At 69.4% G+C, this 24,314-nt stretch carries 24 protein-coding genes; 1 reads left to right on the plus strand and 23 read right to left on the minus strand.

Going from position 1 to position 24,314, the window contains the following annotated elements; all coding sequences use genetic code 11:
• Window positions 1-57: 57 nt before the first annotated feature.
• The 23 genes from BDK92_RS32325 to BDK92_RS32435 form a co-directional block, all read right to left on the minus strand.
• Window positions 58-1,251, minus strand: coding sequence for an ABC transporter substrate-binding protein (locus tag BDK92_RS32325; protein ID WP_121160146.1), 1,194 nt, complete (start codon window positions 1,249-1,251; stop codon window positions 58-60).
• Window positions 1,252-1,327: 76 nt separating this feature from the next.
• Window positions 1,328-2,338: an ABC transporter permease gene (locus tag BDK92_RS32330; protein WP_121160147.1), complete on the minus strand. Its 1,011-nt coding sequence runs from the start codon at window positions 2,336-2,338 to the stop codon at window positions 1,328-1,330.
• A complete protein-coding gene (locus BDK92_RS32335; RefSeq protein WP_121160148.1) occupies window positions 2,335-3,339 on the minus strand; it encodes an ABC transporter permease in 1,005 nt (334 codons plus the stop codon). The genes BDK92_RS32330 and BDK92_RS32335 overlap by 4 nt, the downstream gene beginning before the upstream one ends.
• On the minus strand, window positions 3,336-4,976 hold the full coding sequence (locus tag BDK92_RS32340) for a sugar ABC transporter ATP-binding protein (protein ID WP_121160149.1): 1,641 nt from the start codon (window positions 4,974-4,976) through the stop codon (window positions 3,336-3,338). The genes BDK92_RS32335 and BDK92_RS32340 overlap by 4 nt, the downstream gene beginning before the upstream one ends.
• Before the next feature lie 131 nt (window positions 4,977-5,107).
• The gene (locus tag BDK92_RS32345; protein ID WP_121162778.1) at window positions 5,108-6,127 is read right to left on the minus strand and encodes a LacI family DNA-binding transcriptional regulator; all 1,020 of its coding nucleotides are present in this window, start codon (window positions 6,125-6,127) and stop codon (window positions 5,108-5,110) included.
• Between the two features lie 51 nt (window positions 6,128-6,178).
• Window positions 6,179-7,195: a galactofuranose ABC transporter, permease protein YjfF gene (gene yjfF, locus BDK92_RS32350; RefSeq protein ID WP_121160150.1), complete on the minus strand. Its 1,017-nt coding sequence runs from the start codon at window positions 7,193-7,195 to the stop codon at window positions 6,179-6,181.
• A complete protein-coding gene (locus BDK92_RS32355) occupies window positions 7,192-8,241 on the minus strand; it encodes an ABC transporter permease (RefSeq protein WP_121160151.1) in 1,050 nt (349 codons plus the stop codon). Before BDK92_RS32355 ends, yjfF begins: the two co-directional genes overlap by 4 nt.
• Window positions 8,238-9,764 (minus strand): sugar ABC transporter ATP-binding protein, encoded by a 1,527-nt coding sequence (locus BDK92_RS32360; protein ID WP_121160152.1) that lies wholly within the window; start codon window positions 9,762-9,764, stop codon window positions 8,238-8,240. The genes BDK92_RS32355 and BDK92_RS32360 overlap by 4 nt, the downstream gene beginning before the upstream one ends.
• 83 nt (window positions 9,765-9,847) lie before the next feature.
• Complete coding sequence (locus BDK92_RS32365; RefSeq protein WP_121160153.1) at window positions 9,848-10,798, minus strand: ABC transporter substrate-binding protein; 951 nt, start codon at window positions 10,796-10,798, stop codon at window positions 9,848-9,850.
• A 996-nt stretch (window positions 10,799-11,794) separates the two neighbouring features.
• Window positions 11,795-12,649: an ABC transporter permease subunit gene (locus tag BDK92_RS32370; RefSeq protein WP_211349445.1), complete on the minus strand. Its 855-nt coding sequence runs from the start codon at window positions 12,647-12,649 to the stop codon at window positions 11,795-11,797.
• Window positions 12,649-13,587, minus strand: a complete 939-nt coding sequence (locus tag BDK92_RS32375; RefSeq protein ID WP_121160154.1) for an ATP-binding cassette domain-containing protein — start codon at window positions 13,585-13,587, stop codon at window positions 12,649-12,651. The genes BDK92_RS32370 and BDK92_RS32375 overlap by 1 nt, the downstream gene beginning before the upstream one ends.
• 134 nt (window positions 13,588-13,721) lie before the next feature.
• Window positions 13,722-14,405 (minus strand): response regulator transcription factor, encoded by a 684-nt coding sequence (locus BDK92_RS32380; protein ID WP_121160155.1) that lies wholly within the window; start codon window positions 14,403-14,405, stop codon window positions 13,722-13,724.
• Between the two features lie 31 nt (window positions 14,406-14,436).
• Window positions 14,437-15,624 carry a sensor histidine kinase gene (locus BDK92_RS32385; RefSeq protein WP_121160156.1) on the minus strand — a complete coding sequence of 396 codons (1,188 nt, stop codon included), beginning with the start codon at window positions 15,622-15,624 and terminating at the stop codon, window positions 14,437-14,439.
• Between the two features lie 178 nt (window positions 15,625-15,802).
• Window positions 15,803-16,129, minus strand: a complete 327-nt coding sequence (locus BDK92_RS32390) for an immunity protein YezG family protein (protein ID WP_121160157.1) — start codon at window positions 16,127-16,129, stop codon at window positions 15,803-15,805.
• A gap of 15 nt (window positions 16,130-16,144) precedes the next feature.
• Window positions 16,145-16,585 carry a DNA/RNA non-specific endonuclease gene (locus BDK92_RS32395; RefSeq protein ID WP_170208770.1) on the minus strand — a complete coding sequence of 147 codons (441 nt, stop codon included), beginning with the start codon at window positions 16,583-16,585 and terminating at the stop codon, window positions 16,145-16,147.
• A gap of 169 nt (window positions 16,586-16,754) precedes the next feature.
• Window positions 16,755-17,249 carry a WXG100-like domain-containing protein gene (locus BDK92_RS32400; RefSeq protein WP_121160159.1) on the minus strand — a complete coding sequence of 165 codons (495 nt, stop codon included), beginning with the start codon at window positions 17,247-17,249 and terminating at the stop codon, window positions 16,755-16,757.
• Window positions 17,250-17,254: 5 nt separating this feature from the next.
• Window positions 17,255-17,578, minus strand: coding sequence for a hypothetical protein (locus BDK92_RS32405; RefSeq protein WP_147457196.1), 324 nt, complete (start codon window positions 17,576-17,578; stop codon window positions 17,255-17,257).
• Between the two features lie 207 nt (window positions 17,579-17,785).
• Window positions 17,786-18,145: an aldo/keto reductase gene (locus tag BDK92_RS32410; RefSeq protein WP_121160161.1), complete on the minus strand. Its 360-nt coding sequence runs from the start codon at window positions 18,143-18,145 to the stop codon at window positions 17,786-17,788.
• A gap of 304 nt (window positions 18,146-18,449) precedes the next feature.
• A complete protein-coding gene (locus BDK92_RS32415) occupies window positions 18,450-19,628 on the minus strand; it encodes a serine hydrolase domain-containing protein (RefSeq protein WP_246017371.1) in 1,179 nt (392 codons plus the stop codon).
• A 341-nt stretch (window positions 19,629-19,969) separates the two neighbouring features.
• The gene (locus BDK92_RS32420) at window positions 19,970-20,620 is read right to left on the minus strand and encodes a response regulator transcription factor (RefSeq protein ID WP_121160163.1); all 651 of its coding nucleotides are present in this window, start codon (window positions 20,618-20,620) and stop codon (window positions 19,970-19,972) included.
• Window positions 20,617-22,044, minus strand: a complete 1,428-nt coding sequence (locus tag BDK92_RS32425) for a sensor histidine kinase (RefSeq protein WP_121160164.1) — start codon at window positions 22,042-22,044, stop codon at window positions 20,617-20,619. Before BDK92_RS32425 ends, BDK92_RS32420 begins: the two co-directional genes overlap by 4 nt.
• A 37-nt stretch (window positions 22,045-22,081) precedes the next feature.
• A complete protein-coding gene (locus BDK92_RS32430) occupies window positions 22,082-22,882 on the minus strand; it encodes an ABC transporter permease subunit (RefSeq protein WP_246017372.1) in 801 nt (266 codons plus the stop codon).
• Entirely contained in the window at window positions 22,879-23,616 is a 738-nt protein-coding gene (locus BDK92_RS32435) for an ABC transporter ATP-binding protein (protein ID WP_121160165.1), read from the minus strand. Before BDK92_RS32435 ends, BDK92_RS32430 begins: the two co-directional genes overlap by 4 nt.
• A gap of 234 nt (window positions 23,617-23,850) precedes the next feature.
• Here BDK92_RS32435 and BDK92_RS32440 point away from each other — a divergent pair, with 234 nt between their 5' ends.
• Window positions 23,851-24,222 carry an HflX-like GTP-binding protein gene (locus BDK92_RS32440; RefSeq protein WP_121160166.1) on the plus strand — a complete coding sequence of 124 codons (372 nt, stop codon included), beginning with the start codon at window positions 23,851-23,853 and terminating at the stop codon, window positions 24,220-24,222.
• The last annotated feature ends 92 nt before the right edge of the window (window positions 24,223-24,314 follow it).

Here is a 24,314-nt window from a genome sequence, read left to right on the forward strand (position 1 = left end):
CTGCTCCTTTCGGTGGTCCGGGGCCGGCGGCGGCAACCACCGGCCCCGGAGGATCAGCTACTTACCGCCCCAGGCACCGGGGAAGCCGGGCATCTTCTCGCAGCCACAGAGCGCGTAGTGCAGCGGCGGCATGTCGGGCAGCACGTACTGCGCCAGGTTGGCGTCGGTGATGGTCGGCTGCGGCAGCACCCACTCCTTCGGCACCTGCTTGCCGGCGAGGATGTCCACCGCCGCGATCACCGGCGTACGCCACTGGTACGTCGGGTAGGTGGCCGCGATCGCGGTCAGCTTCTTCTCCTGCCAGATCTTCAGGAAGTCCTGCTGGTCCTCACCGTTGATCGGCGGCACCTCGGCGCCGGCGTCCTCGAACGCCTCGATCGCGGCGACCGAGGTGGCTCCGGCGTCCATCCAGACGCCGTCGATCGAACCGAACCGTTCGATGTAGTCGTTGACGATCGTCTTGACCTTGGCCGCGTCGCCGTCGGTGAACTCGACCCCGACGACGTTGGCACCAGCCTGGTCGAAGACCACCTTCGCCGCCGACCAGCGGGTCTCCAACACGTCGACGCCGGGCAGGATGCGCAACGCGAGGATCTTGCCGCTCTTCTTGACCTTCTCCACCAGGAACTCGGCGGCGGTCGCGCCGAAGGCGTAGCCGCCGATCGGGTGGATGAAGGTGGTGGCGCAGTCGGTTTCCACACCCCGGTCGAAGACCACCACCGGCAGGCCGGCCGCGCACGCCTTCTCGACCGCCGGAGTGAGCGCCTTGGTGGTGTTCGGCGAGACGATCAGCGCGCTGCACTTGTTGCCGGCGATCAGCCCTTCGATGTCGCTGATCTGCTTCTCGTCCTTGCCCTCGGCGTCGACCGCGGTGAGCGTGACCCCCGGGTGCAGCTTCGCCTCGGCCTGCATCGTGGTCCAGCCGACCTGCCGCCACGGGTTGTTCACGGCGGCGTTGGAGAAGCAGATGTTGTGCGGACCGGGCTTGGTGAACTTCGCCGTGTCGGTCATCTGCGGGGCGATCGCCTGCAACCAGGGCGAGTCGGGTGGGCCGGTGGGACTCATCTCGCGTTGCTTGACCTGCTCGTCGTAGTCGGCCTGGACGAAGAAGGACGACTGGGCACCGGTGCCGCTACCGGCCGGTCCGCCGTCGCCCTCCCCGTCGTCGGGGGCGGTGGAGTTGCAGCCGGCGAGGGCCAGCACCGCCGCCGCGCCGAGTGCGAGACGGCGCAGTGTGGTGGGGGAACGCATCGGGCCTTTCTCCTTCCGGTTCAGGAAAATGCGTGGAGCTTCAGTGAGCGGTGGATTGGCTCTGACCCGTCGATGGTCAGCCCGAGCGGCGCATTCTGCGTGCCGCGTACGCGGCCGCGCCGATGATGATCACGCCCTGCACCACCTGCCGGAGCGACTGGGCAAGGCCGAACTGGTTGAGTAGTGAGAAGAGGGCCTGGAGGGTGAGCGCACCGGCGATCGCCGCACCGACGCTGCCCCGGCCCCCGCCGAGCACCGCGCCGCCGAGCACGACGGCGGCGATGGCCTGGAACTCGTACCCGACGCCCGCCTCGGCGGTCACGCCGGTGGCGCCGCCGAGCAGGACGCCTGCCACCACCGCGCAGAGCGCGGAGATGACAAACGCGGTGGTACGGACCCGACGTACGTCCACACCGGAGAGCGCGGCGGCGCGCTGGTTGCCACCGGCGGCGTACACCTGGTGGCCGAAGCGGCTGTGGCTGAGCAACCACCAGAGCCCCACCCCGACCGCGACCAGGATCAGCACCGCGTACGGCAGCATGGCCAGGCCGAAGACCCCTTCGACGCCCCGCCGGCCGAGTTCGCGGAAGTTGTCGGCGAGTGAGCCGCGCGGCGCGCCACCGGACCAGAGGAAGACGGCCCCGTTCAACACCAGCAACATGCCTAGCGTGGCGATGAACGAGGGCACCCGCAGGCGGGTGGTGACCAGGCCGTTGACCAGCCCGACCAGCGCACCCCCGGCGAGCAGCAGGAGGAGCAGCCACCAGGTGTGGCCGGCTTCGCCGTCGGAGAGCCGCGCGGCGACGACCACCACCGCGGTCACCAGTGCGCCGACGGAGAGGTCGAACTCCCCGGCGATGATCACATAGACCTGGCCGGCGGCGAGGATCGCCAGCGGAGCCGACCGGCGCAGGAAGTTGGCGAACGGATCGGGCTCGATGAAGACCGGGTTGCGCCAGGCCAGCACCGCGATCACCACGAGCAGGATGACCCAGATCGGTGGTACGGCCCGCAGCGCGGTCCAGACCCGCCGTCCGGTCGCGCCGCCCCCCGGTACGTCCCGCGCCGCTTTGTCGGTGACGGTCACAGCCCCGCCTCGTCCCGCCGGGTGCGCCTCGCGTAGAGCGCCACCGCCCCGACGATGATCAGGCCTCGGATGAGGGTCTTGAGGAAGGCGTTCACCTCGTACTGGTTGAACACCTGGTCGATGACGGCCAGGATCAGCACCCCGGCGAGGGTGCCGGCGACCGTACCCCGGCCGCCGGCGAGTGCCGTACCGCCGACCACCGCCGCGGCGATCGACTCCAGGTCGTAGCCGCCGTCGGTGCCGACCCACGGGGCACCCGAGCGCAGCCGGCTGACCAGGAACAGCCCGGTCAGTACGGCGGTGACGCTGCAGAGGACGTGTGCGGTGACGATGACCCGGGCGGACCGGACCCCGGAGAGCCGGGCCGCCTCCTCGCTGCCGCCCACCGCGTAGAGGTGGTATCCGAACCGGGTGTGCCGCAGCACCCACCAGGCGCCACCGACGACCGCGAGCAGCAGGATCACCGAGACCGGCACCGGTCCGACCGCGTTGTAACCCAGGCCCTGGAAGGCGCGGGGGACGGAGCCGGTGAAGTTGGTGAAGAGGGCGTTGAGGATGCCGCTGATCACCAGCGAGGTGCCCAGGGTGGCGATGAACGCGTTCACTCTCAGCCCGGTGATGACCAGGCCGTTGACCAGCCCGATCAGGACGCCGAGGGCGAGTGTGACCAGCACCCCGAGCACCATCCGGTCCGGGTCGCCCTGCATCACGAAGGAGGCGACGACCGCGGTCATGCCGACTGTGTACGCCACCGAGAGGTCCAGTGAGCCGCCGATCAGGACGATGGTCTGGCCGACCGCGACCAGCCCGAGCGCCACCGACCGGACGGCCAGGTTCTGGAGGTTGCTGACCGTCATGAACGCGCCGCCGTCGAGTTCGACCAGCAGCCAGGCGACGGCGAAGACCCCGCCGAGGACGAACCAGACCGGGGCGCTGGCGAAGCCGCCCCGGAGCAGCGGACCGGTCCGGTCCAGCGTGGGGGAGAGGGTCCGCGCGGTCATCGGGCGACCCCTTCCGTCGTACCGTCCTCGGTCGAGGTCCGGACGCCCGCCACGCCCGCGATCTCCGCGCCCGCGACGGCCGCGACCTGCGCGGCGTCCGCGGCACCGGTCGGGTCGACCTCACCGGTGGCCAGCAGCATGATCTCGGCTTCGCTGGCGCCGGCCGGCAGGGTGCCGGCGATGGTGCCCTGGCGCATCACCAGGATCCGGTCGGCCATCCCGATCACCTCCGGCAGCTCGGAGGAGATCATCAGGATCGCCACGCCTTCGGCGGCGAGTTCCCGCATCAGCTCGTGGATGCTCGCCTTGGCGCCGACGTCGATGCCCCGGGTCGGCTCGTCGAAGATCAGGACGGTCGCACCGGTGCCGAGCCACTTGGCCAGTACCACCTTCTGCTGGTTGCCGCCGGAGAGGTAGCGCACCTCCCGATGTGGCGTGCCGCCGCGTAACTGCACCCGGTCCAGTAGGTTTCGGACCATGGCGGGGGTCGCCGTACCGCGCCGGCCGGCCGAGCCCATGGCCCGGACCGCGAGCAGACTGTTGTCGCGCACGGAGAGCGGCAGCACCAGGCCCTCGGATTTGCGGTCCTCGGTGAGCAGGCCGATGCCGCACCGGATCGCGTGGCGGGGGGAGCGGAGCCGGCGCTGCCGGCCGTCGACGGTCAGCGTGCCGGTCGCCAGCCGGGTCGCGCCGAAGAGCAGCTTCGCCAGCTCGGTGCGGCCCGATCCGGCCAGCCCGGCGAGGCCCACGATCTCGCCGGCCCGCAGTTCCAGGTCGAGGTCGTGCAGGGGGCCGGCCGAGCCGCCGCGCAGCGCCAGCCGGACCGGACCGATCTGCTCGGCGGTGGCCCGGGGCGGGAAGTAGTGGTCGAGTTCCCGGCCGACCATGAGCCGTACGAGTTGCCTCGGTTCGACCTGCGCGGTCTCGACCGTGTCGACCCGTCGACCGTCCTTGAGTACGGTGATCCGGTCGGTCAGCTCGAAGATCTCCTTGAGCCGGTGCGAGATGTAGAGCACGGTCAGACCGTTGTCCCGCAGTCGGCGGATTCGGGTGAAGAGCGCGTCGACCTCGTGTGGGGAGAGCGCGGCGGTGGGCTCGTCGAGCACCAGGATCCGAGGCTCGAAGGAGAGCGCTTTGGCGATCTCGACGAGTTGCTGCTGTGCCACCGGTAGCTGTCCGACCGTGGCGCGGGGGGCGATGACGTCGGCGGCGCCGAGACTGGCGAGCAGTCCGGTGGCGGTGGCCTCCATCGCGCGGCGGTCGACGCCGAGCCGTCGGCGTGGTTCCCGGCCGAGCCAGATGTTCTCCGCCACGGTCCGTTCGGGCAACAGGTTGAGCTCCTGGTGCACGATGCTGACGCCCTCGTCCAGGGCCTGTCGGGGATGGCCGAACCGGACCTCGGTGCCGTCGATCGATATCCGGCCGCCGTCCGGCTGGTACGCCCCAACCAGGATCTTCATGAGTGTCGACTTGCCGGCGCCGTTTTCGCCCATCACCGCGTGGATCTCTCCACGACGGCAGTCAAGGTCCACATGATCGAGGACGGTCACTCCGAAAAACCGCTTGGTGATTCCCTGCATCCGTAGCAGGACCTGGCCCGGGGGCTCATGGTGCTCCGTCGAATCAGCGTCCGTCATCCGCGCTACCCCCGCGTCCGGCGACTCTTGGCATCGAAGACTAGGCATTCATGGCAGTCATGTAAAGCGAAAGTTACGTGTGAAGCTTTAATACTTTCGTCCGCGTGACCGAAAGTTCAAAAGATCGTCCACTAAAGGGTGTCCTCTGTGGATCTGACCGGCTCGGGGGGCGCGGTGCTGCCCCGTTCGACCAGGGTCGGCGCCACCGCAGCCACCTCCGATGTGGTATCCGGTCCGTCGGCCAGCTCCAGCAGGCGCAGCAGGGCCGCCATGCTCCGGCGCCCCACCTCGTCGAAGTCCTGGCGGACGGTGGTCAGCGGCGGAATGAGAAACTCCGCCTCCGGGATGTCGTCGAAGCCCACCACGCTGACCTCCCCGGGCACCCGTACGCCCCGCTCGTGCAGCGCCCGGAGCAGACCGAGCGCCATCTGGTCGTTGGCGGCGAAGACCGCCGTCACGTCGGCCTGCTGGGCCAACGCCTGCCCGGCGGCATAGCCGGAACGGGCACTCCAGTCACCCGCGATCATCGCCGGCACCGGCCGGCCCGCGTCGCGTAGCGCGGCACGCCACCCCTCGACCCGGTCCCGGGCCTCCAACCAGTCCGGCGGACCGGCGATGTGCCACACCGTACGGTGTCCGAGCGCCAGCAGGTGCTCGACCGCGAGCCGCGCACCCGCGACCTGGTCGACGCCGACGACCGGGGCGCCGCCGTCCAGGCCGGCCTCCACCGCCACCGCTGGCAGCCCGGCCGGCAGGCTGTGCAGCGCACCGGCCGCCTCCAGTTGCGGGGCGATGATGATGACACCCTCCACCGACTGCTCGGCGAGCGCGTCCACGGCGGCGAGCACCCCCGCGCGGTCGATCCGTTCCAGGGTGGCGATGCTGACCCAGTAACCGGCCGCCCGGGCGGCCCGCTCGATCCCGTACAGGGTGGAGGCCGGGCCGAAGAGGGTGGTGTCGAAGCTGACCACGCCGAGCACCCGCGACCGGCGCCGGACCAGGCCGCGCGCCAGGGCGTTGCGCCGGTAGCTCAGCTCGGAGATCGCCGCCAGCACCCGGTCCCGGGTCTCCGGGCGTACGTTCGGGTGGTGGTTGAGCACCCTGGACACGGTCTGGTGCGACACCCCGGCGAGGCGTGCGACGTCCGCCATGACGGCCGGACGTCCGTTCGTCGGCGTCACCACTCCCGCCGCCCGGGCCGGTTACGACGCACGCCGGGAGACCGCTCGTTGCAGCAGGATGAAGGCCGCCAGCAGGACGCCGATGACGATCTTCGTCCACCAGGAACTGAGGTTGCCCTGGAAGGTGATGATCGTCTGGATCAGGCCCAGCACCAGCACACCCAGCACCGTGCCGAACAGGTAGCCCGATCCGCCGGTGAGCAGGGTGCCGCCGATCACCACCGCGGCGATCGCGTCGAGTTCGAGACCGGTGGCGTGCAGCCCGTAACCGGAGAGCATGTAGAAGCTGAGCAGTACGCCGCCGAGCGCCGAGCAGAACCCGCTGATGGTGTAGACCGCGATGCGGGTACGCCCGACCGGCAACCCCATCAGCAGCGCCGACTGCGGGCTCCCGCCGACCGCGTAGACGTCCCGCCCGAGCCGGGTGTACGCCAACACGTACGCCGCGCCGAGCACCACGACCAGTGCGATCAGCACACTGGTCGAGACGAAGAAGCCGCCGGCTCGGAGCTTGCTCTGCGCCATCGTGGTCCAGAACCCGTCGGTGATCGGGATCGAGTCGGTGCTGATCACGTAGCAGAGACCGCGGGCCAGGAACATGCCGGCGAGGGTGGCGATGAACGGCTGGATCTCGAAGAAGTGGATGACACACCCCATGGCGAAGCCGAAGGCGGCGCCGATCAGCAGCACCAAGGGAAGCACCACTCCAGGTGGCCAGCCCCGCTGCTCCAGCAGCGACGCCGAGATCATGGTGGTCAGTGCCACCACCGCCCCGACCGACAGGTCGATCCCGCCGGTGAGGATCACGAACGTCATGCCGACAGCGACGACCAGCAGGAACGCGTTGTCGATGAGGACGTTCAGCAGCACCTGGGTGTCGGAGAAGCCCTCGTAGTTGACCGCGCCGAGGCCGTACATCAGGGCCAGCAGGGCGAGCGTCGCCAGCACCGGCAGGTAGCGCCGCCGGGCGTCGAGCAGGCGGGGCAGGGCGGCACCGGCGGTGCTCGTACCTGTTTTTGTCTCGCCGAGGTCGATCATGCCGGGACCTCCAGCTTCGGTGCCGATGCGGTGGGCGCCGGCGGGTCGGGATGGCGGCGCCGGGCGAACACCCGGTTCCGGAAGGCGGGCGACTGGGCCAGGCAGAGGACGATGACCACGACCGCCTTGAACAGCAGGGTGGTCTCGGGAGTGATGCCGATGGTGTAGATCGTGGTGTCGAGGGTCTTGATGATGACCGCGCCGAGCACCGTGCCGGCGATGGAGAACCGGCCTCCGGCCAGCGCGGTGCCGCCGATGACCACGGCGAGGATCGCGTCGAGTTCGATCAGCAGCCCGGCGTTGTTGCCGTCCGCGCTGGAGACGTTCGAGCTGATCATCAGGCCGGCGACCCCGGCGCAGAGCCCGCAGAAGACGTACGCGCTCACGATCAGACGGCGTGACCTGATGCCGGCGAGCCGGCTGGCCCGGGGGTTTCCGCCGACCGCCTCGATCAGCAGGCCCAGGGCGGTACGCCGGGTGAGGGTCACCGCGATCGCCGTCACCACCACGGCGATCAGCACCGAGAACGGGAGGGTGAGCCAGTACCCGGCACCGATGAGCCGGTACGGGTCCGAGGTGATGGTGATGATCTGCCCACCGGTGATGAGCTGGGCGATGCCCCGACCGGCCACCATCAGGATCAGCGTCGCGATGATCGGCTGGATGCCGACGGCGGCGACCAGGAAACCGTTCCAGAGTCCGAGCAGGAGCGACCCGAGCAGCGCCAGCCCCACGGCGAGGAGCACCACCGACACGCTCTGCTGGTTGTCCTGTTCGCTGATTCGCAGGCAGGCCAGGGCGCCGGCGATCGCCACCACCGCGCCGACCGAGAGGTCGATGCCGCCGGTGGCGATGACCACCGTCATGCCGAGCGCGACCAGCACCAGGGGCGCGCTGAGCCGCAGGATGTCGATCAGGCTGCCGTAGAGGTGGCCGTCGCGGAGCTGGATGGAGAAGAAGCCCGGGGTGAAGGCAAGGTTGCCGAGCAGTAGCAGGGCGAGGATGGCCAACGGCCAGAAGAGGCGGTGTCGCAGCAGGTTCGTCATGCCGGTGCTCCGCCCGCGATGACCGCCATCACCCGGTCGGCGTCGAGGTCGCCGGTGTTTTCCAGCTCGGTGACCAGGCGCCGGTCCCGGAACACCGCGACCTTGTGGCTGAGCCGGAGCACCTCCTCGAGTTCGGCGGAGATGAAGAGCACAGCCATTCCACCGTCGGCGAGTTCGACGACGAGGCGTTGGATCTCGGCCTTGGCGCCGACGTCGATGCCCCGGGTCGGTTCGTCCAGGATCAGCAGCCGGGGCTCGGTGATCAGCCAGCGGGCGAGCAGCACCTTCTGCTGGTTGCCGCCGCTGAGTGTGCGGACCGGTAGTTCCGGGTCGGCGGGTCGGATCCGCAGCGCCTGGACGTACCGATCGACCAGTTCGTCCTGGCGGCGCCGGGGGATGGGGCGGGACCAGCCGCGACTGGCCTGGAGGGCGAGCACGATGTTCTCCCGTACGGTGAGCTCTTCCACCAGGCCCTCGGTCCGGCGGTTTTCGGAGCAGAATCCGATGTGGTGCGCGGTCGCGGTGTGTGGGCCGCGCAGCACGACCGGTTTGCCGTCGACGAGGAGCTCTCCGTGGTCGGCGCGGTCGGCGCCGAACAACAGCCGAGCCGCTTCGGTGCGACCGGAGCCGAGCAGGCCGGCCAGCCCGACCACCTCACCCTGGTGGATGGCGAGGTGGTACGGCTCGATCGAGCCGTTGCGTCCCAGTTCACGCGCCTGCACGACCGGGGCGCCCTGCTCGATCGCGGCCACCGGGGGTTTGGGTTGCTCGTCGAGCTGTTCGAGTACGGCCAGTTCGCCGCCGATCATCTTGCCGACCAGGTCGAGCTGGCTCAGCTCGGTGGTGCGGTACTCGCCGATCAGCCGACCGTTGCGCAGCACCGTGATCCGGTCGGAGATCTCGTAGACCTGGTCGAGGAAGTGGGTGACGAAAATGATCGCCATGCCCTCCTCCTTGAGCTGTCGCATCACCCGGAACAGTTGCGCGACCTCGGCGGCGTCCAGGCTGGAGGTGGGTTCGTCGAGGATGAGCACCTTGGCGGAGATGTCGATCGCCCGTGCGATCGCGACCATCTGCTGGATGGCGAGCGAGTGGGCGCCGAGCGGGCTCGACACGTCGATGTCGAGGTCGAGCCGGCGGAGCCGGTCGGCGGCCCGGCGGCGCAGCTCGGACCAGCGGATGTGTCCGAACCGCCGGGGCTCGCGTCCGATGAACATGTTCTCCGCCACGGAGAGGTTGGTGCAGAGGTTGATCTCCTGGTAGACGGTGCTGATGCCGGCCTGTTGGGCGGCGAGCGGTCCGGCGAACGCGACCGGCCCACCGTCGAGTTCCATGTGACCGTGGTCGTGCTGGTAGACACCGGTCAGCACCTTGATCAGCGTGGACTTGCCGGCACCGTTCTCGCCCATCAGGGCGTGCACCTCGCCCGGAAAGAGGCGGAAGTCGACGTGGTCCAGGGCGACGACCCCTGGGAAGTGCTTGCCGATGTCGGTCATCGTGAGGATCGCCCGGCCTGTTGCCATGGCTGAAGCCCTTCTCCCGTGCGGTGGGCGGGTCGCCCCGGCGGTACGTGCCGGGGCGACCGGTGAGCCGTCTGCCGCGTCGTTCAGTACTGGCGGTTCGGCAGTGCCGCCTTGGCCTGCTCCTGGGTGAAGGTGGTCTCCTCGGTGAGCACCCGCTGTTCCACGGTCTCACCGGCGACGACCTTCTTGGCCAGGTCCATCAGTTGTGGACCGAGCAGCGGGCTGCACTCCACGATGTAGTTGATCTTTCCGTCGGCGAGGGCCTGCATGCCGTCCTTCACCGCGTCGACTGTCACGATCTTGATGTCGACGCCGGGCTTCTTGCCGGCCGCCTCGATCGCCTCGATCGCACCCAGGCCCATGTCGTCGTTGTGCGCGTAGAGCACGTCGATCTTCGGCTGTGCCTTGAGGAAGGCGTCCATGACCTCCTTGCCCTTGGCGCGGGTGAAGTCACCGGTCTGGGAGGCGATCACCTTGAACTTCGGCTCGGTGCCGATGACCTTGGCGAAGCCCTCCTTCCGGTCGTTCGCCGGAGCGGCGCCCGTGGTGCCCTGGAGCTCGACGATGTTGACCGTCTCGGGCTTGCCCTCGTACTCCTTCTTCAGCCACTCGCCGGCCCGTTCGCCCTCGATGATGAAGTCGGAGCCGATGAAGGTCTTGTAGAGCGACGTGTCCGGCGAGTCCACCGCGCGGTCGGTCAGGATCACCGGAATGCCCGCGTCCTTGGCCTCCTTGAGCACGGTGTCCCAGCCGGATTCCACCACCGGGGAAAAGGCGATCACGTCCACCCGCTGCGTGATGTAGCTGCGGATCGCCTTGATCTGGTTCTCCTGCTTCTGTTGCGCGTCGGAGAACTTGAGTTCGATGCCGGCCGCCTTGGCGGCCTCCTGAATGGACTTGGTGTTGGCGGTACGCCAGCCGCTCTCGGCGCCCACCTGCGCGAATCCCATTACGATCTTGTCGTCGGAGCCGCCTCCGGCGCCGCTGTCGCCGCCGCATGCGGTCAGCGAGGCGACCAGGAGCAGGCCACCCATCGCCGCCGCGGAAATCCTTCTGAACACCGCTTTCTCCTCACCCGTCTGGAACGTGTCGTGGGGTGGCGTCGAGGGGACATCCGCCGCCTGGTGTCCCGCGTCCCCGGCCCCGATGAGCCGATTGGTCGTGTCGCATGGGGCTGGTCGGGGCGGGGGTATCCGCCCGGAACCAACCGCCCACTGATCGGTTGCCGACCGGTGTCGGTCGACCGCAGGTGCTGTCTGGGGCCGCTGTATGGCCCTTGCGTTTCGGTAGTGTTAACGCTCTCATCGCGGCCGTCAAGGGTTTCCTTCGACCGCGACCGATCTGTGATTTGACACGGATCCAGAGCGGGCCATAGATCATCGCGAGGGCGTAGACATTGAGCAAACGGCCTGTTAGCGTTCACATCCAAGCGTCTGGGCGACACGGCTCAGGTGCCGTTTCGGCCTGGCCTGACCGGGTTTCGCAGCCGCCGCACCGGTCCGGCCTCCATCGCGTACGCCCGGGCACGCTGGTCGCCTTGATCGCAGTGGCGACACCGCGCATCGTTCGTAACGGCGATCGGGGACGGCGGATGTCGCCCCATCTGCTCGTTCAGGCTCGCGAGGCCGGCAGCAGGTCACGCGACGGAACGAAGTACAGGTCCAACACCACAGTGACGCCCATGAGGGTAGTGGCGATGATCGTGGTGGTGAGGGGGGACAGCAGCGGGGTGAGCGGTGCCAGACCGGCGAGTAGGGGGGAACCCGATCAGTTGAGTCCAGGCGAGTCTCCCGAACAGGACCTGACCGCCCTCGTCGCCGAGCTCGTCACCAGCCGACCGCCATCGGCGCCCGCCGTACGGCAACGGCCTGCAGTCCAGCAGTAACTTGTCGGTTCGGTGTCGTGATGCCTCCCACCGACGAAGACGAACACCGCCTGCCACGTTGGGGGGATCGTGGCAGGCGGTGTTCGTGTTCGGGAAGGGCTCAGGGATCTTCGAGTAGCCGTGGGCGATTGGTGAGCGGTGTCGGTTACGCGTCGCGGCGCTTGAGCATGACCGCCGCCGCGGCGAGCGCGGCCACCACGTAACCGGCGAAGACCGCCAGTCCGGCCCACGGGCCGAGCATCCCGGCGCTCGGGGTGACGGCCATGAAGGACTCCCCGGCATGCGACGGCAGGTACGGTCCGACCGTGTCGTTCCAACTGCTCGGCAGGAGCGGGAAGAGTCCCGGTACGACCAGCATCGCGCCGAAGAGCGCGGCGATGGCGGCGGCGGTGCCGCGCAGCAGCGCGGCGAGAGTCAGGCCGAGCAGGCCGACACCGGTCAGGTAGACGGCCGCCCCGATCACCGCCCGGAGCACTCCCGGGTCGAAGAGGCTGACGCCGTGCGTACCCATGATCTGCTGCCCGCCGAAGAAGGCCGCGAGCGTGCCGACCAGCATCAGGGCCAGCGTGACGCCACCGAAGACGATGGTCTTGCCCCAGAGCACCGGTAGCCGCTTGGGCACCGCGGCCAGGGTGGTCCGGATCATTCCGGTGGAGTACTCGCCGGCGACCAGGAGCACCCCGATCACCCCGATCACCAACTGCGCGAGCTGTACGCCGCCGAGGCTGGCACTGACCGGATCGCTGGTCCCGCCGGCGCCGAGCCCGATCGACTCGCCGCCGACATGTCCGGCGGCGACGGCGGCGAAGAGCAGGCCGAGCGCGACCACCACACCGAACGTGGCGAAGAGGCTGACCACGGTCGAACGCAGCGACCTGATCTTGATCCACTCCGAGAGGATCACGCGGGCGAGGGTGACGCGTCCGGTTCGACGGCGGTGCGTGACCGGCATGGTCGGTGCGCCGGTCAGCAAGCGGGGTTCGAGTGCCGTGCTGGTCATCAGGCCGCCTTTCCGGCGAGTACGGGCTGCTTCGGGGTGGTCGCGGAATACTCGACCGAGTCGTGGGTCAGCTCCATGAATGCCTCCTCCAGCGATGCCTGCTGAAGGGAGAGCTCGTGCAGGGTGAGACCGGCGCTCGCGGCCCGGTCCCCGATCTGCTCGGTGCTGAGCCCGCAGACCTCCAGCACTCCGCGCTCACCACTGCTGATGGTCACGCCCGGACCCGCGAGCAACTCGCTGAGCTGGTGCGACTGGGGGGAACGGACCCGGACACTGGTGGCGGAGGCGAGCCCGCAGAAACCGTCCATCGGCACGTCCGCGATCAACCGGCCCCGGCCGACCACCACCAGATGCTCGGCGGTCAACGCCATCTCACTCATCAGGTGAGAGGAGATGAAGACGGTACGACCCTCCGCGGCCAGCCCCTTGAGCAGGTTGCGGATCCACCGCACCCCCTCCGGGTCCAGCCCGTTGACCGGCTCGTCGAGCAGCACCGTCTGCGGGTCACCGAGCAGTGCCGAGGCGATGCCGAGACGCTGCCCCATGCCGAGCGAGAAGCCACCGGCGCGCTTGCGGGCGACCTCGCGGAGGCCGACAAGGTCGATCACCTCGTTCACCCGGCGACGCGAGATTCCGGTGGTGGCGGCGAGGGCCAGCAGGTGGTGGTACGCCGACCGCCCGGTGTGCACGGCCTTCGCCTCCAGCAGCGCGCCGATCTCGTGCAGCGGCGCGGCGTGGTCGGCGTACCGACGGCCGTTCACGGTGACGCTGCCGGAGGTGGGTGCGTCCAGACCGACGATCATCCGCATGGTTGTCGACTTGCCGGCACCATTCGGGCCCAGGAAGCCGGTGACGATGCCGGGCCGGACGGTGAAGCTCAGATCGTCCACCGCCACCTTGTCGCCGTACCGCTTCCCGAGGTTCTTGACTTCGATCATGCTTGAAGGCTCCTTGTCGGGCTGTGCCGCACCAGCGGCGCATGGCCACAACCATCGCCTCTGCTCGGGGTGCGCGTCGTCGTCCGGCCGCAGACACCTGACGTACTGCGATGGCGGTATAGCCGGATGGTTGCTCAGCGTGATGGAGGCTCGCTGGGGCGGACCAGCCCGCTCTGGTACGCGATCACCACGAGCTGGGCCCGGTCCCGTGCGCCCAGCTTCGCCATAGCGCGGTTGACGTGCGTTTTAGCGGTGAGTGGCGACACCACGAGCCGCTCGGCGATGGCGTCGTTGGAGAGCCCCGCGGCGACCAGCATGAGGACTTCGCGCTCACGTTCGGTCAGCGTTTCGAGTTGAATGGGAACGTTGGCGGTGGCCGAATCCTCCGGCTGGGACAGGAACCGGGCAATCAGCCCCTTGGTTGCCACCGGGGAGAGCAGGGCGTCTCCCCGGGCCACCACCCGGATCGCGTCCAGGAGTTCGGCGGGGTCGACCCCCTTGCCGAGAAAACCGCTCGCTCCGGCCCGGAGCGCCTGGAGGACGTACTCGTCGACCTCGAACGTGGTCAGGATGAGGACCCGTACGCCGACCAGGCTCTCGTCCTCGGTGATTTGTCGGGTTGCCTCCAACCCGTCCAGTTCCGGCATTCGGATGTCCATCAGGACCACGTCGGCACGGGTTGTCCGGGCCAGCGCCACCGCCTCGACCCCGGTGGTCGCCTCACCCACCACCTCAAGATCCGGCGCCGAGTCGACCAGCACCCGGAATCCGGCCCGGATCAGGTTCTGGTCGTCGGCGAGCAGCACCCGGATCGTCATCGCTCCTCCTGGCGTACCGGCACCCGGATCGTCATCGCTTCTCCTGTCGCGCCGGTAGCACGGCTCGGACCCCGAAACCGCCGCCGGTCAGCGGACCCGCCTCCAGCGTGCCGCCGACCGCGGTCACCCGCTCCCGCATGCCGAGCAGCCCGTGTCCGGTCCCGGCGACCGGCCCGGCGGCCGGCTCTCCCGGCCCGGGATCGTTCTCCACCTCGATGGTGAGATCGTCCGACCGGTACGTCAGCCGCACCCGGGCGGCGCCGCCGCCGTGCTTGTGCACGTTGGTCAGCGACTCCTGGACTACCCGGTACGCGGCGAGGTCCACCGCCGCCGGCAGTGGAAACGGCTGACCCGCCAGGCGCCACCGCACCGCGAGCCCGGTGCGGTGGAACGAGTCGACCAGTTCCTGCAGGCGGTTCAGGGTGGGGGTCGGCTCGGTCGGCGCGGCGGCGTCGTCGGACTGGCGCAGTACGCCCAGCACCGTGCCGAGTTCGTCCAGCGCCGCCCGCCCGGCCCGGCGTACGTGCCCCAACGCCTCCTCGGCGGCCGCCGGATTGGTGCGCAGCACGTGCCCGGCCACCCCGGCCTGTACGTTGATCAAGGCGATGTTGTGTGCCATCACGTCGTGCAGGTCCCGGGCGATGCGCAGCCGGTCCTCGGCCACCCGCCGTCGGGCCTCCTCCTCCCGGCTCTGTTCGGCCCGGGTGGCACGCTCCTCCACGGCGACGATGTAGTCCCGGTGGTTGCGTACGGCGTCGCCGATGGCGGTGGCCAGCCCGCTCCAGAGGGCGAGCACCACCTTTTCCGAGTCGAGCCAGGACCCGTTCGACGAGGACCAGATCGCGCCGGCGACCAGGAGCAGCGCGGTGAACGTACCGGCGAGGATCGCGGTGAGCCGGTTGGTGGTCGCGGCGACGGTGTAGACCGCGATCACCACCGCGAAGGTGGAGAGGTTACGGGCGGAGCCGAAGGCCACCGACGCCGCCGTGGCCGCGCTGCAGAACGCCAGTACCGGCAGCGGCCAGCGTCGACGCAGCGCCACAGCGGCGCAGACCAGGGCACTGAAGGCGATCTCGCCCGCGCTCAGCTCGCCTCGGGCGGGGGAGGGGTCGAGCAGGGGTTCGCCGATGCTGATGACGAAGAGCCCCACGGCGGCGGCGGTATCAAAGGCATAAGGGTGGAACCGGGCTGTCCGCCGCCACCACCCCATATCCCACATACCGTGACGTTACGTCAACCCCGGCCGGGTCGTCCGTGGCCGCGTACAGGACCGTCGAGGCGGCGTGGACTATCCGCCCGTACGTCCTCGAAAAGCCACGCCGCACCGGAGCGAACCCGTTCCATGACACCTGGGCGGATCCTGTCCGCTTTCCCGTTCGACGGTGCGCCGGGCGAAGCTAGGATGCGTAGGAGAGATCGACGTCGAACTGCCCGTCGCGCTCGACGGTGAAGGTGATCCCCTGCCAGGCATCGTGCCCGTCCGCGACCATGAGGTTGCGCAGCGAGACGAACGCGTCGCTGAGCTGGATGATTTCCTCGAAAGGCTGCTCGTCAAAGGGGAAGTGACCCGAGTTACCCGCAGCGGTCCGCCATTGAATGCTCACACCGGCGGATTCTTCGCCGAGGTCCCCGGTGGCGATGATTTTCACGGCGTCGGCCGGCATCAGCTTGAACAGGATGCCACCGATCGTGTTGACCACCTGGTCTTGGTTCTCGTCAAACATGCCGTCTGTTCCTAACTATTTGTTTCTGAATGGTACGACGACGGGCGGCTGATTGTCGATCTGGTACGTGACCAGCAGATGCGAGGGGCGCAGCGAAGACGAGCCTGGTGGATAGAACGTTCTACCGGAAACCTGTACGTCAGATCCCGCCTTCAACGCGTTCGCCCAGGTGTTCTCCATCTTCTTCCAGTCGGACAGGTTGATCGTCCGATCCATCGGGACCAGGTTGATCCGTTCGCCCGGCCCTCGGAAGATGTGCGCGAAAAGGTGTCCACCCTGGTCGGTGGACAAGCGGTCGCTCCCGCCGGAGACGCCCTGCTGATAGCTGTTGCGGTTACCGTGGGCGAGTTGGAGCTTGCCGCCGAATGAGGACACGCGGCCCTTGCCGTCGGTGCTGTACCGGTAACCGGTATGACGTTCCACATAGTGCATGTTGGGTTGGAGCGGCCGGTTCACCGTCCTGTTCCAGCGGCGGGGGCGCCCGGCTTCGAACTCGATGGTGTCCGCGTTGATCCGCCGTACCCTCGGTGCCGGGAGGCGGCGTGCGGCGGCGCCGATCGGACCACGGACGGTGGGTGCGGAACGACTGCTCCCGGAACCACCGCCGGTACGCCGGGTGCGGCGACTAACCATTGAGAACGGCTTCGGTCGCCATGCTCACCAACTGGTCCAGGATCATCGAGGTGATCTGCTTGAAGATCGGAATCTCCAGTAGCGAGGCGCCGAACGTGGCCACGGCGGTGGCGATCGCCTGGGCGATCTGGATCGCCAGGATCACCAGCTGCACGATGATCTGAATCTTGAGGGCGAGGACGATGACGGCGCAGACGATCAGCCCGGCGCCGACCAGGGTGGCGCCGGTGACGCCCTGCTGGAGTGTGTCGAGGGCGTTGCCCTCGCCCTTCCACCAGTTCTGGAAGGCGCTGACCGCCTCACCCTGGTTCTGCTCCCACATCTGTGCGGCCGACATGTCGGCGGCGGCGCCGGCCGCCTCGATCTGTGGGGCGAACGACAGCCAGAGCTCACCGAGGCGGAACAGTTGCTCCTCGTCGGAGGTCGGCCAGTCGTAACCGAGCATGCCGAGGATGGACACCAGTTCGCCGGGAAGTTGAAGACCCATCGCGGTCAGCCGAGGGTCCGGCCGAAGTTGTCGAACATGCTGGCGATGTCCTTCTCTGTCTGCTCGTACGCGTCGGCCATGACGTTCAGGTCGTCGCCGGCCGAGGAGATCTCGTCCGCGACTGTGTACCAACAGTCGAGCGCCCACTGGGCGACGGCGACGTACGCGGTGCCGATGTAGGTGCCGATCGTGTCATCACCCCAGGCACCCTCGTACGCGGCAGTCGCCTGCTCGAACGCGGCGAGCTGGTCGGCGAAGCTGCTGCCACCGCTGAGCAGGGACTCCCCGGTGGCGCGAACGGAGTCCGGTTGGATCTCGAAATCGGGCACGTCATCTCCCCCGTACACCCGATGATCTCGTCGCGCGGAATCCTACCAACCGGTCACCCGCCACCACGGGCCTCGGCGGACGCTCCAACAGGGACACCCCTTTTGCTGCACCGGCGTCCAGTCTCAGGGCGCCCGCACCCCAGAGGTTATCTGTCCAAGACGGATGGGGGTGGGGAGCCGGGCGGAGACGAACACGTCGCGTCGCGCCTACTCCTTGATGCCCGCGTCGAGCGCCGCCCGGCGGTCACCCGCCACCGCGCCGACCGGAATCGCCTGGTCGAGCGTTGCCAGCGTCGCCGGGTCCAGGCGCAGTGCGGCGCTTGCTACGTTCTGCTCCAGGTGTGCCTGCCGGCGGGTACCGGGGATGGCGGCGATGTCCCCGCCCTGTGCCAGCACCCAGGCCAGCGAGAGCTGTCCGGAGGTGATCCCGAGCGTCGCGGCGAGCGCCTCGACCCGCTGCAACAGCCGGAGATTATGGTCGAGGTGACCCTCCTGGAACCGGGGGAACATCCGGCGTAGGTCGGTCTCCGCCAGCTCGTCGATCGAGCGGACCGCGCCGCTGAGCATCCGGCGGACAGGGAGCCCTTCAGGGCTGCCTACGCTGCGTCTTCGGATACCCGCAGCCGTCCCTGATCGTGCTCTGCCGCGCTGGATCGGTGGCTGGCCGAGCGTGGAGTGCGATTGCTACGACGTTGTCCACGCAACACCGACCTGACTCCACCCAGCGCCTCCGCGCCGCTGTCGGCGCGGAGGCGTTGCCGTGCGCCTACAAGCCGCGTGAACCAACGCATCCACCCCCGGTCGACGACGCCGCGAAGATCCTCGCCGCCGACCGGGTAGGTCGAACTCCCGTTCTTTCCCCCGATGACCGTCAGCCGCAGATCAGGTCGTCGAGCAGTGCCATCTCCCGCTGTATGACAGCCTCTGCCCGGTCTGGGTCGGCCAGCTCGGTGGCCAGGTACAGGACCGTCGAGCGGTGGCCGTCCGGGGTGACCGCGGCGAGGGTGCTCATCCCGGGCATCGAGCCGACGTGCGCCCAGGAGCCGCCGCACCGGTTGGGTATCCACATGATGCCCAGCCCGTAGCGGATGCCTGGTCGGATTCCCTGGAACCCATCGGCCAGCACGGTCTGCTGCAGCTCGGCCGTCTGTCCGGGCCGCAATAGCTCGCCGCGCCCGACCGCCTGCCAGAAGCGGGCCAGGTCGGTGGTGGTGCTGACCAGGCCGCCGGCCGACGCCGTCACGGTCGGATTGAAGACGGTCGTGTCGACCAGCGGCCCGCCCGGCGCGAACTGCCGGTACCCCTCGGCATGCGGCTGGGGCAGGGTCGGCCGGTCGCCGGGGTAGAACGTACGCGTCAGGTGCAGCGGCATCAGGATCCGGGAGCGTACCTCGGTGTACCACAGGTGTCCGGTGACCCGCTTGATGAGCATCCCGGCCACGAGGTAGTTGGTGTTCGAGTAGCTCCAGTGCGTGCCGGCGGCGAACAGCGGCGAGTGGCGCATCGCGATCGCCACCAGTTGCGCCTCGGTGTAGTGATCGAAGCGGTGCGCCAGGAACTCGTCGGCCGACTTCAGCGCGGCGAGGTCGTTCGTGGCGTCGTAGAGGCCGCTGGTGTGCTGCAGGATCTGGCGTACGGTGACGCGCCGGCCGTCGTTGCCGTTGCCGTTGATGACACCGGGCAGCCAGCGTTCGATCGGGTCGTCCAGTTCGATCCTGCCCTCGCCGACGAGTTGGAGCAGCACCACCGACACGAACGTCTTCGTAGTGCTGCCGATCCGGAAGTACCCGTCGACGGGCGTCGGCGCGCCGGTGTCCAAGTCGGCCACGCCGCTGCCGGCCACGGTCACCCGGCCCCCGTCGCGGACCAGACCCTGCGTCCCGGATACGCCGAGGTCGTGCAGATCGTCGAGGCCGTGCTGGAGCATCGTGGCCGTGGCCGTGGCCGTGGCCGTGGCCGTGGACCGGTGATCCGGGGCCGGCGGCGCGGCCGACCCGGCCCCACCGCCGACCGCCGCGGCCAGCACCGCGCCAACCGCCACGGCCGCCACGACCCTCCGCCACCTCACCGTCCTCTGGACTGCGGAACGTGCGCTCACATCGAGGCTCCTTTCGGGAAAAGCAACTGTTCCCAAACCGTACGAAGAACCTCGATGCCCTCACCAACCGGAAAACCCGAAACTCGACATTGGGGCTAGCCCCCACTACCCGCCAAGAAGACCGCATAGCCAACGCGATACAACTGTTGACAGACCCTGGGCCGGCAGCGGCTCGCAGAGCAATTCTGATGGGTGGTTCGTAAGATCCTGGCCGTGGATGCAGCCGGGGGCTGCCCTCGAGCGCTGCGATCAGGGTGGCCCACTGCTCGTCGCGGGCAGGGGTCGGTGCGGATTTACGAGCTCAGGTAGCGCAGGACCGCGAGGACGCGGCGGTTGTCGGCCTCGTCCGGGGGCAGCCCCAGCTTGTCGAAGATGCTCGCGACGTGCTTTTCCACGGTTCCACCGGTCACCACGAGCGCGCCAGCGATGCCGGCGTTTGAACGCCCCTCCGCCATCAGCGCGAGCACGTGACGCTCGCGCGCGGTGAGCGCGGCCACGCCGTCGGCGCGGCGGCTGACGCGCAGCAGTTGGCCGACGACCTCGGGGTCGAGCGCCGTGCCGCCCGCGGCGACCCGCTCCAGCGCATCGGCGAACTCGGCGACGTCGGCCACCCGCTCCTTCAGCAGGTACCCGGCGCCCGCCGCGTTACCTTCCAGCAGCCGGGCCGTGTACTTGGTCTCGATGTACTGCGACAGCACCAGCACCCCGGTGCGGGGGTGCTGGCGGCGGATCTCGAGCGCGGCACGCAGCCCCTCGTCGGTATGCGTCGGGGGCATCCGGATGTCGGCCACCACGACGTCGGGCTGATGGTCGGCCACCGCGGCCAGCAGCGCGTCGCCATCACCCACGGCAGCGCACACCCGGTGGCCGTGGTCCTCGATCAGTCGGGTGAGCCCCGCCCGGAACAGGGCCGCGTCCTCGGCGATGACGACCCGCGCATTCATGCGCGCAACGGTAGCTCGACGGTGATCTTCGTTGGGCCGCCGGGCGGGCTCGCGATCGTGAGCCGGCCGTCCACCACGGCGACCCGCTGCGTGAGCCCGGACAGGCCGCTGCCCCGGGCCGGGTCGGCACCGCCCGTGCCGTCGTCGGCGACGCTGAGCAGCAGCACGTCCCGCTGTCCGGCCGCCCGGATGGCGAGCCTGTTCGCGAAGCTGTGCTTGGCCGCGTTGGCCAGCAACTCGGCGGCACAGAAGTACGCGATGGTCTCGATGGCGGGAGTGGGCCGGACCGGGATGCTGACCTCCAGCTCGGCCGGGATCGCGCTGTCGGCGGCCAGCGAGGCGAGGGCGTCCGCCAGCCCGTTGTCGAGCACCGGCGGGTGGATCCCGCGGACCAGGCTGCGCAGCTCGCCGAGAGCGTCCTTAGCGCCCCGCAGCGCGGCGTCGACCAGCTCGCGGACAGCCGCGGCGTCCGGAACCTCGCCGCTGTCGCCAAGCTTCTCCCGAGCCATGCCGAGGTTCATGGCCAGCGTGGCCAGCCGGATCTGCGCACCGTCGTGCAGGTTCCGCTCGAGCCGCCGCAGCAGGGCGGCCGAGTCGTCCACGGCCAGCGCCCGGCTCAACTCCAGGTCGTGAACCCGCTGCGCCAGCCGCCCGGGCCCGAGCAGGCCCCGGATCAGCCAGGCGTCGGCGGACGTGACGGCCCTGGTAACCCACGGGGCGGCCAGCAACATCGCCGCTCCCGCCGCGGCGGCGGCAAATGTGCCGGGGAGGGTCGCGACGACGAACGTGCCGTCGCCGAACAACCCGAACGGCGTGAACACCGGCACCGGGCTCAGCCGGACCCCCGGCGGGTGGTTGCGGAACGCCCCCCACAAGAGCGGGTAACTCAGGTTGAGCAGCCCGCCGATCCAGAAGAACACGGCGTACAGCTCGATCAGGCCGACCGGCAGCTTGGCCAGCAGGTAGGCCATGACCCGCCAACCGGCCCCGTCGCGAGGGCCCGGGCCGGGCCAGGCCCGACCGCCGGGGGTCCGCCGCACTGGCGGCGGCGCCCCGACTCGTACCCCGAGCAGCCGGGTCGCGAGCATGCGCTGCAACGAGCCGAGCCTCCGGGCCGCCGTTGTCGACACCAGCAGCACGAGCAGCAGTCCCAGGCAGACACCGGCGGCGGCCACCTCGACCGCGGACGGGTTGCCCTGTGCGCCATCGGCCGCCAACCAGATCAGGTCCACGGTGAGAACGAAGAGCACCAGCGGACTGACCACGGCTAACGGCAGCCCGGCCAGGCAGAACAACAGCTCGCGACCCTGACGCCGGGTAAACGGCGCCAGGACCGCCGCCCGGGCCGCCGCCCAAGGACTCCTGACCCGACCCTGGTCGCCCGACAGTGCGTCCACTGTCGGTGTGGTCACCGGAAGGTCCATGCCGTCATTGTCCTACCCGCCCCGGCCTGCCTTCTGCTCACGCGTCCCGCTTGGCCAGCAGCCACCCGCCGATCGCCAGTGCGACCAGGGCGTAGAGGCTCAGCACGCCGAGCCCGGTCCACGCGGACAGGAAGTCCGGGCAGGACGCACCGTCCGTACCGCAGGTCACTGGCTTGGTCGTGCTCAGCGAGTTCCCCACGATCAGGATCGGCATGTACGACGCCACGCCATGCGCGATGAAGCCGATGAACTGCGCGACGACGTACACGCCGGCCACCAGCAGCCCGACCGCGGCCGCGCTGTGCCGGATGATCGCGCCCAGGCCCAGGCCGAGCAGCCCGATCAGGCAGAAGGCGGCCCCGGTCACCGCGACCGCCCGAAGCACGCCGGGCTGGCCCAGCGTGGGTGCCGCGACGCCGTGGCGCAGCGTGGCCCCCACGGCGAAGAACGCGATGAACGACGCGACCTCCCCGACGATCAGGGTCACGGCCCCGAACACCGCTGCCTTCGCCGCCAGAACCAGGGGGCGCCGCGGGACGGCGGCCAGCGTCGCCCGGATAGTTCCCGAGGTGTATTCGCTGGTCATGGTCAGCACGCCGAGCACGCCCGTCAGCAGCAGGCCGGGGACCACGCCGGCAAGCGCGTTGTTGGTCACGTCCCCGGAGGCGTTTCGGGTGTTCAGGCCCACAGCGACCCCGATCCCGACGGTTCCGGCGGCCGTGACGGCCAGGGTCCACCAGGCGGAGCGCAGGCTGCGCAGCTTGATCCACTCCATCCGGGCCGCCTGCGCCAGCCCGTAACGGCCGCTCGGCACGCGGGTCTGAGCAGTCGTGGTCATGACGTGACCTCCTTCGTCTGGTTCCCCTGATACTCGACCGCTCCGCTGGTGAGCCGGAAGAACGCGTCCTCCAGCGACGCCGACCCGGCCGACAGTTCGGCGACGGTCGTGTCCGCGAGCAGCCGCCCCCGGCCGATCACCACCAGCCGCTCGGCGGTCAGCGCCATCTCGCTGATCAGGTGGCTGGACACGAACACCGTGCGGCCCTGCGCGGCCAGCGACTTCAGCAGGTTGCGGATCCAGCGGACCCCCTCGGGATCCAGTCCGTTCACCGGCTCGTCCAGCAGCAGCACCCCCGGATCGCCCAGCAGTGCCGCGGCGACCCCTAGCCGCTGCCCCATCCCGAGTGAGAACTTCCCGGCCCGCCGCCCGGCCGCGCTGGTCAGGCCGACCATGTCGAGGACCTCGTCGACCCTGGCCCGCGGAATCGCGTTGCTGGCGGCCAGCGCGGTCAGATGACTGCGAGCGCTGCGGCCCGGATGGAACGCCTTGGCCTCCAGCAGCGCCCCGACCTCGCGCAGCGGCCAGCGCAGCTCGCGGTAGCGGCGCCCGCCGACCCGTACCTGGCCGGCGTCGCATCGGTCCAGCCCCAGGATCAGCCGCATGGTGGTGGACTTGCCCGACCCGTTCGGGCCCAGGAAGCCGGTGACGCTGCCCGGCCGCACGTCGAAGCTGAGCGCGTCGACCGCGACCGTCGGTCCGTATCGCCTGGTGAGATTCCGGGCCTCGATCACCCGAACTCCTTCCGTCGTTGGTGCCTACGGAAGATCACGCTAGGCACGCGGCCGCCCGGGCGGGACCCGGCTGACAGCCGTCTTCCACTGGGGGATTTCCCCCAGGCAGGACGAGAATGCGTGGTCGGCGATGCCGGCAGAGGCCGCAAACCCCTGCTGCGCCGTGCCGTGCCGGACAGCAGGCGAGATGGAAAATGCTGTCGCCCCAACCGGCCTGCCTGCGATCCTGGCCGAATGCCCCTCATCCGTGTGGTCGTCCTCGTGGGTCTCTTCTCGGCCAAGGTCCGCGACTACCAGGAGCAACTCGATGCCCTTGAGCGCCAGGTCCAGGCGCTCGGCATCCAGGTGCACGGACGATTCGTCCAGCGCAGGGGCATCTCCGCCGGCGGGGTGCGGCTGCTGACATCGCCGCTGTCCCGCCGCTTCCTCCTCGGGCCCGGGAAGCTGGAGCAGGTCGTCGCGGCCTGTGAAGCCGGGAACGTCGACGCGGTGGTGTTCATCAACGAACTGACCACGCATCAGGCCAGATCGCTCACCATCCGACTCGGCCGCCCGGCGCTCACCCGAGCTGACGTCATCCGATCCGCATCCGGTCGGCTGTGTTAGTGACCGTTTGCCGGCTTGGTGACCTCGGTGGTCGAGGTCATGGGGGAGTCTCGAATCCGGATGCCTGATGGTCAGCCATCTGCGATAGTTGC

Source organism: Micromonospora pisi, from assembly GCF_003633685.1.
In the GTDB taxonomy this organism is placed as follows: Bacteria; Actinomycetota; Actinomycetes; order Mycobacteriales; family Micromonosporaceae; genus Micromonospora_G; species Micromonospora_G pisi.

What these genes read in the sequence shown, in the direction of transcription:
- BDK92_RS32340 (WP_121160149.1), bottom strand. Translation starts at nt 4,976, where the DNA reads ATGACGGACGCTGATTCGACGGAGCACCATGAGCCCCCGGGCCAGGTC.
- BDK92_RS32380 (WP_121160155.1), bottom strand. Translation starts at nt 14,405, where the DNA reads ATGACGATCCGGGTGCTGCTCGCCGACGACCAGAACCTGATCCGGGCC.
- BDK92_RS32325 (WP_121160146.1), bottom strand. Translation starts at nt 1,251, where the DNA reads ATGCGTTCCCCCACCACACTGCGCCGTCTCGCACTCGGCGCGGCGGCG.
- BDK92_RS32360 (WP_121160152.1), bottom strand. Translation starts at nt 9,764, where the DNA reads ATGGCAACAGGCCGGGCGATCCTCACGATGACCGACATCGGCAAGCAC.
- BDK92_RS32375 (WP_121160154.1), bottom strand. Translation starts at nt 13,587, where the DNA reads ATGATCGAAGTCAAGAACCTCGGGAAGCGGTACGGCGACAAGGTGGCG.
- BDK92_RS32390 (WP_121160157.1), bottom strand. Translation starts at nt 16,129, where the DNA reads ATGTTTGACGAGAACCAAGACCAGGTGGTCAACACGATCGGTGGCATC.
- BDK92_RS32430 (WP_246017372.1), bottom strand. Translation starts at nt 22,882, where the DNA reads ATGACCACGACTGCTCAGACCCGCGTGCCGAGCGGCCGTTACGGGCTG.
- BDK92_RS32400 (WP_121160159.1), bottom strand. Translation starts at nt 17,249, where the DNA reads ATGGGTCTTCAACTTCCCGGCGAACTGGTGTCCATCCTCGGCATGCTC.
- yjfF (WP_121160150.1), bottom strand. Translation starts at nt 7,195, where the DNA reads ATGATCGACCTCGGCGAGACAAAAACAGGTACGAGCACCGCCGGTGCC.
- BDK92_RS32370 (WP_211349445.1), bottom strand. Translation starts at nt 12,649, where the DNA reads ATGACCAGCACGGCACTCGAACCCCGCTTGCTGACCGGCGCACCGACC.
- BDK92_RS32425 (WP_121160164.1), bottom strand. Translation starts at nt 22,044, where the DNA reads ATGGACCTTCCGGTGACCACACCGACAGTGGACGCACTGTCGGGCGAC.
- BDK92_RS32440 (WP_121160166.1), top strand. Translation starts at nt 23,851, where the DNA reads ATGCCCCTCATCCGTGTGGTCGTCCTCGTGGGTCTCTTCTCGGCCAAG.
- BDK92_RS32345 (WP_121162778.1), bottom strand. Translation starts at nt 6,127, where the DNA reads ATGGCGGACGTCGCACGCCTCGCCGGGGTGTCGCACCAGACCGTGTCC.
- BDK92_RS32335 (WP_121160148.1), bottom strand. Translation starts at nt 3,339, where the DNA reads ATGACCGCGCGGACCCTCTCCCCCACGCTGGACCGGACCGGTCCGCTG.
- BDK92_RS32385 (WP_121160156.1), bottom strand. Translation starts at nt 15,624, where the DNA reads ATGTGGGATATGGGGTGGTGGCGGCGGACAGCCCGGTTCCACCCTTAT.
- BDK92_RS32410 (WP_121160161.1), bottom strand. Translation starts at nt 18,145, where the DNA reads ATGCTCAGCGGCGCGGTCCGCTCGATCGACGAGCTGGCGGAGACCGAC.
- BDK92_RS32420 (WP_121160163.1), bottom strand. Translation starts at nt 20,620, where the DNA reads ATGAATGCGCGGGTCGTCATCGCCGAGGACGCGGCCCTGTTCCGGGCG.
- BDK92_RS32355 (WP_121160151.1), bottom strand. Translation starts at nt 8,241, where the DNA reads ATGACGAACCTGCTGCGACACCGCCTCTTCTGGCCGTTGGCCATCCTC.
- BDK92_RS32365 (WP_121160153.1), bottom strand. Translation starts at nt 10,798, where the DNA reads ATGGGTGGCCTGCTCCTGGTCGCCTCGCTGACCGCATGCGGCGGCGAC.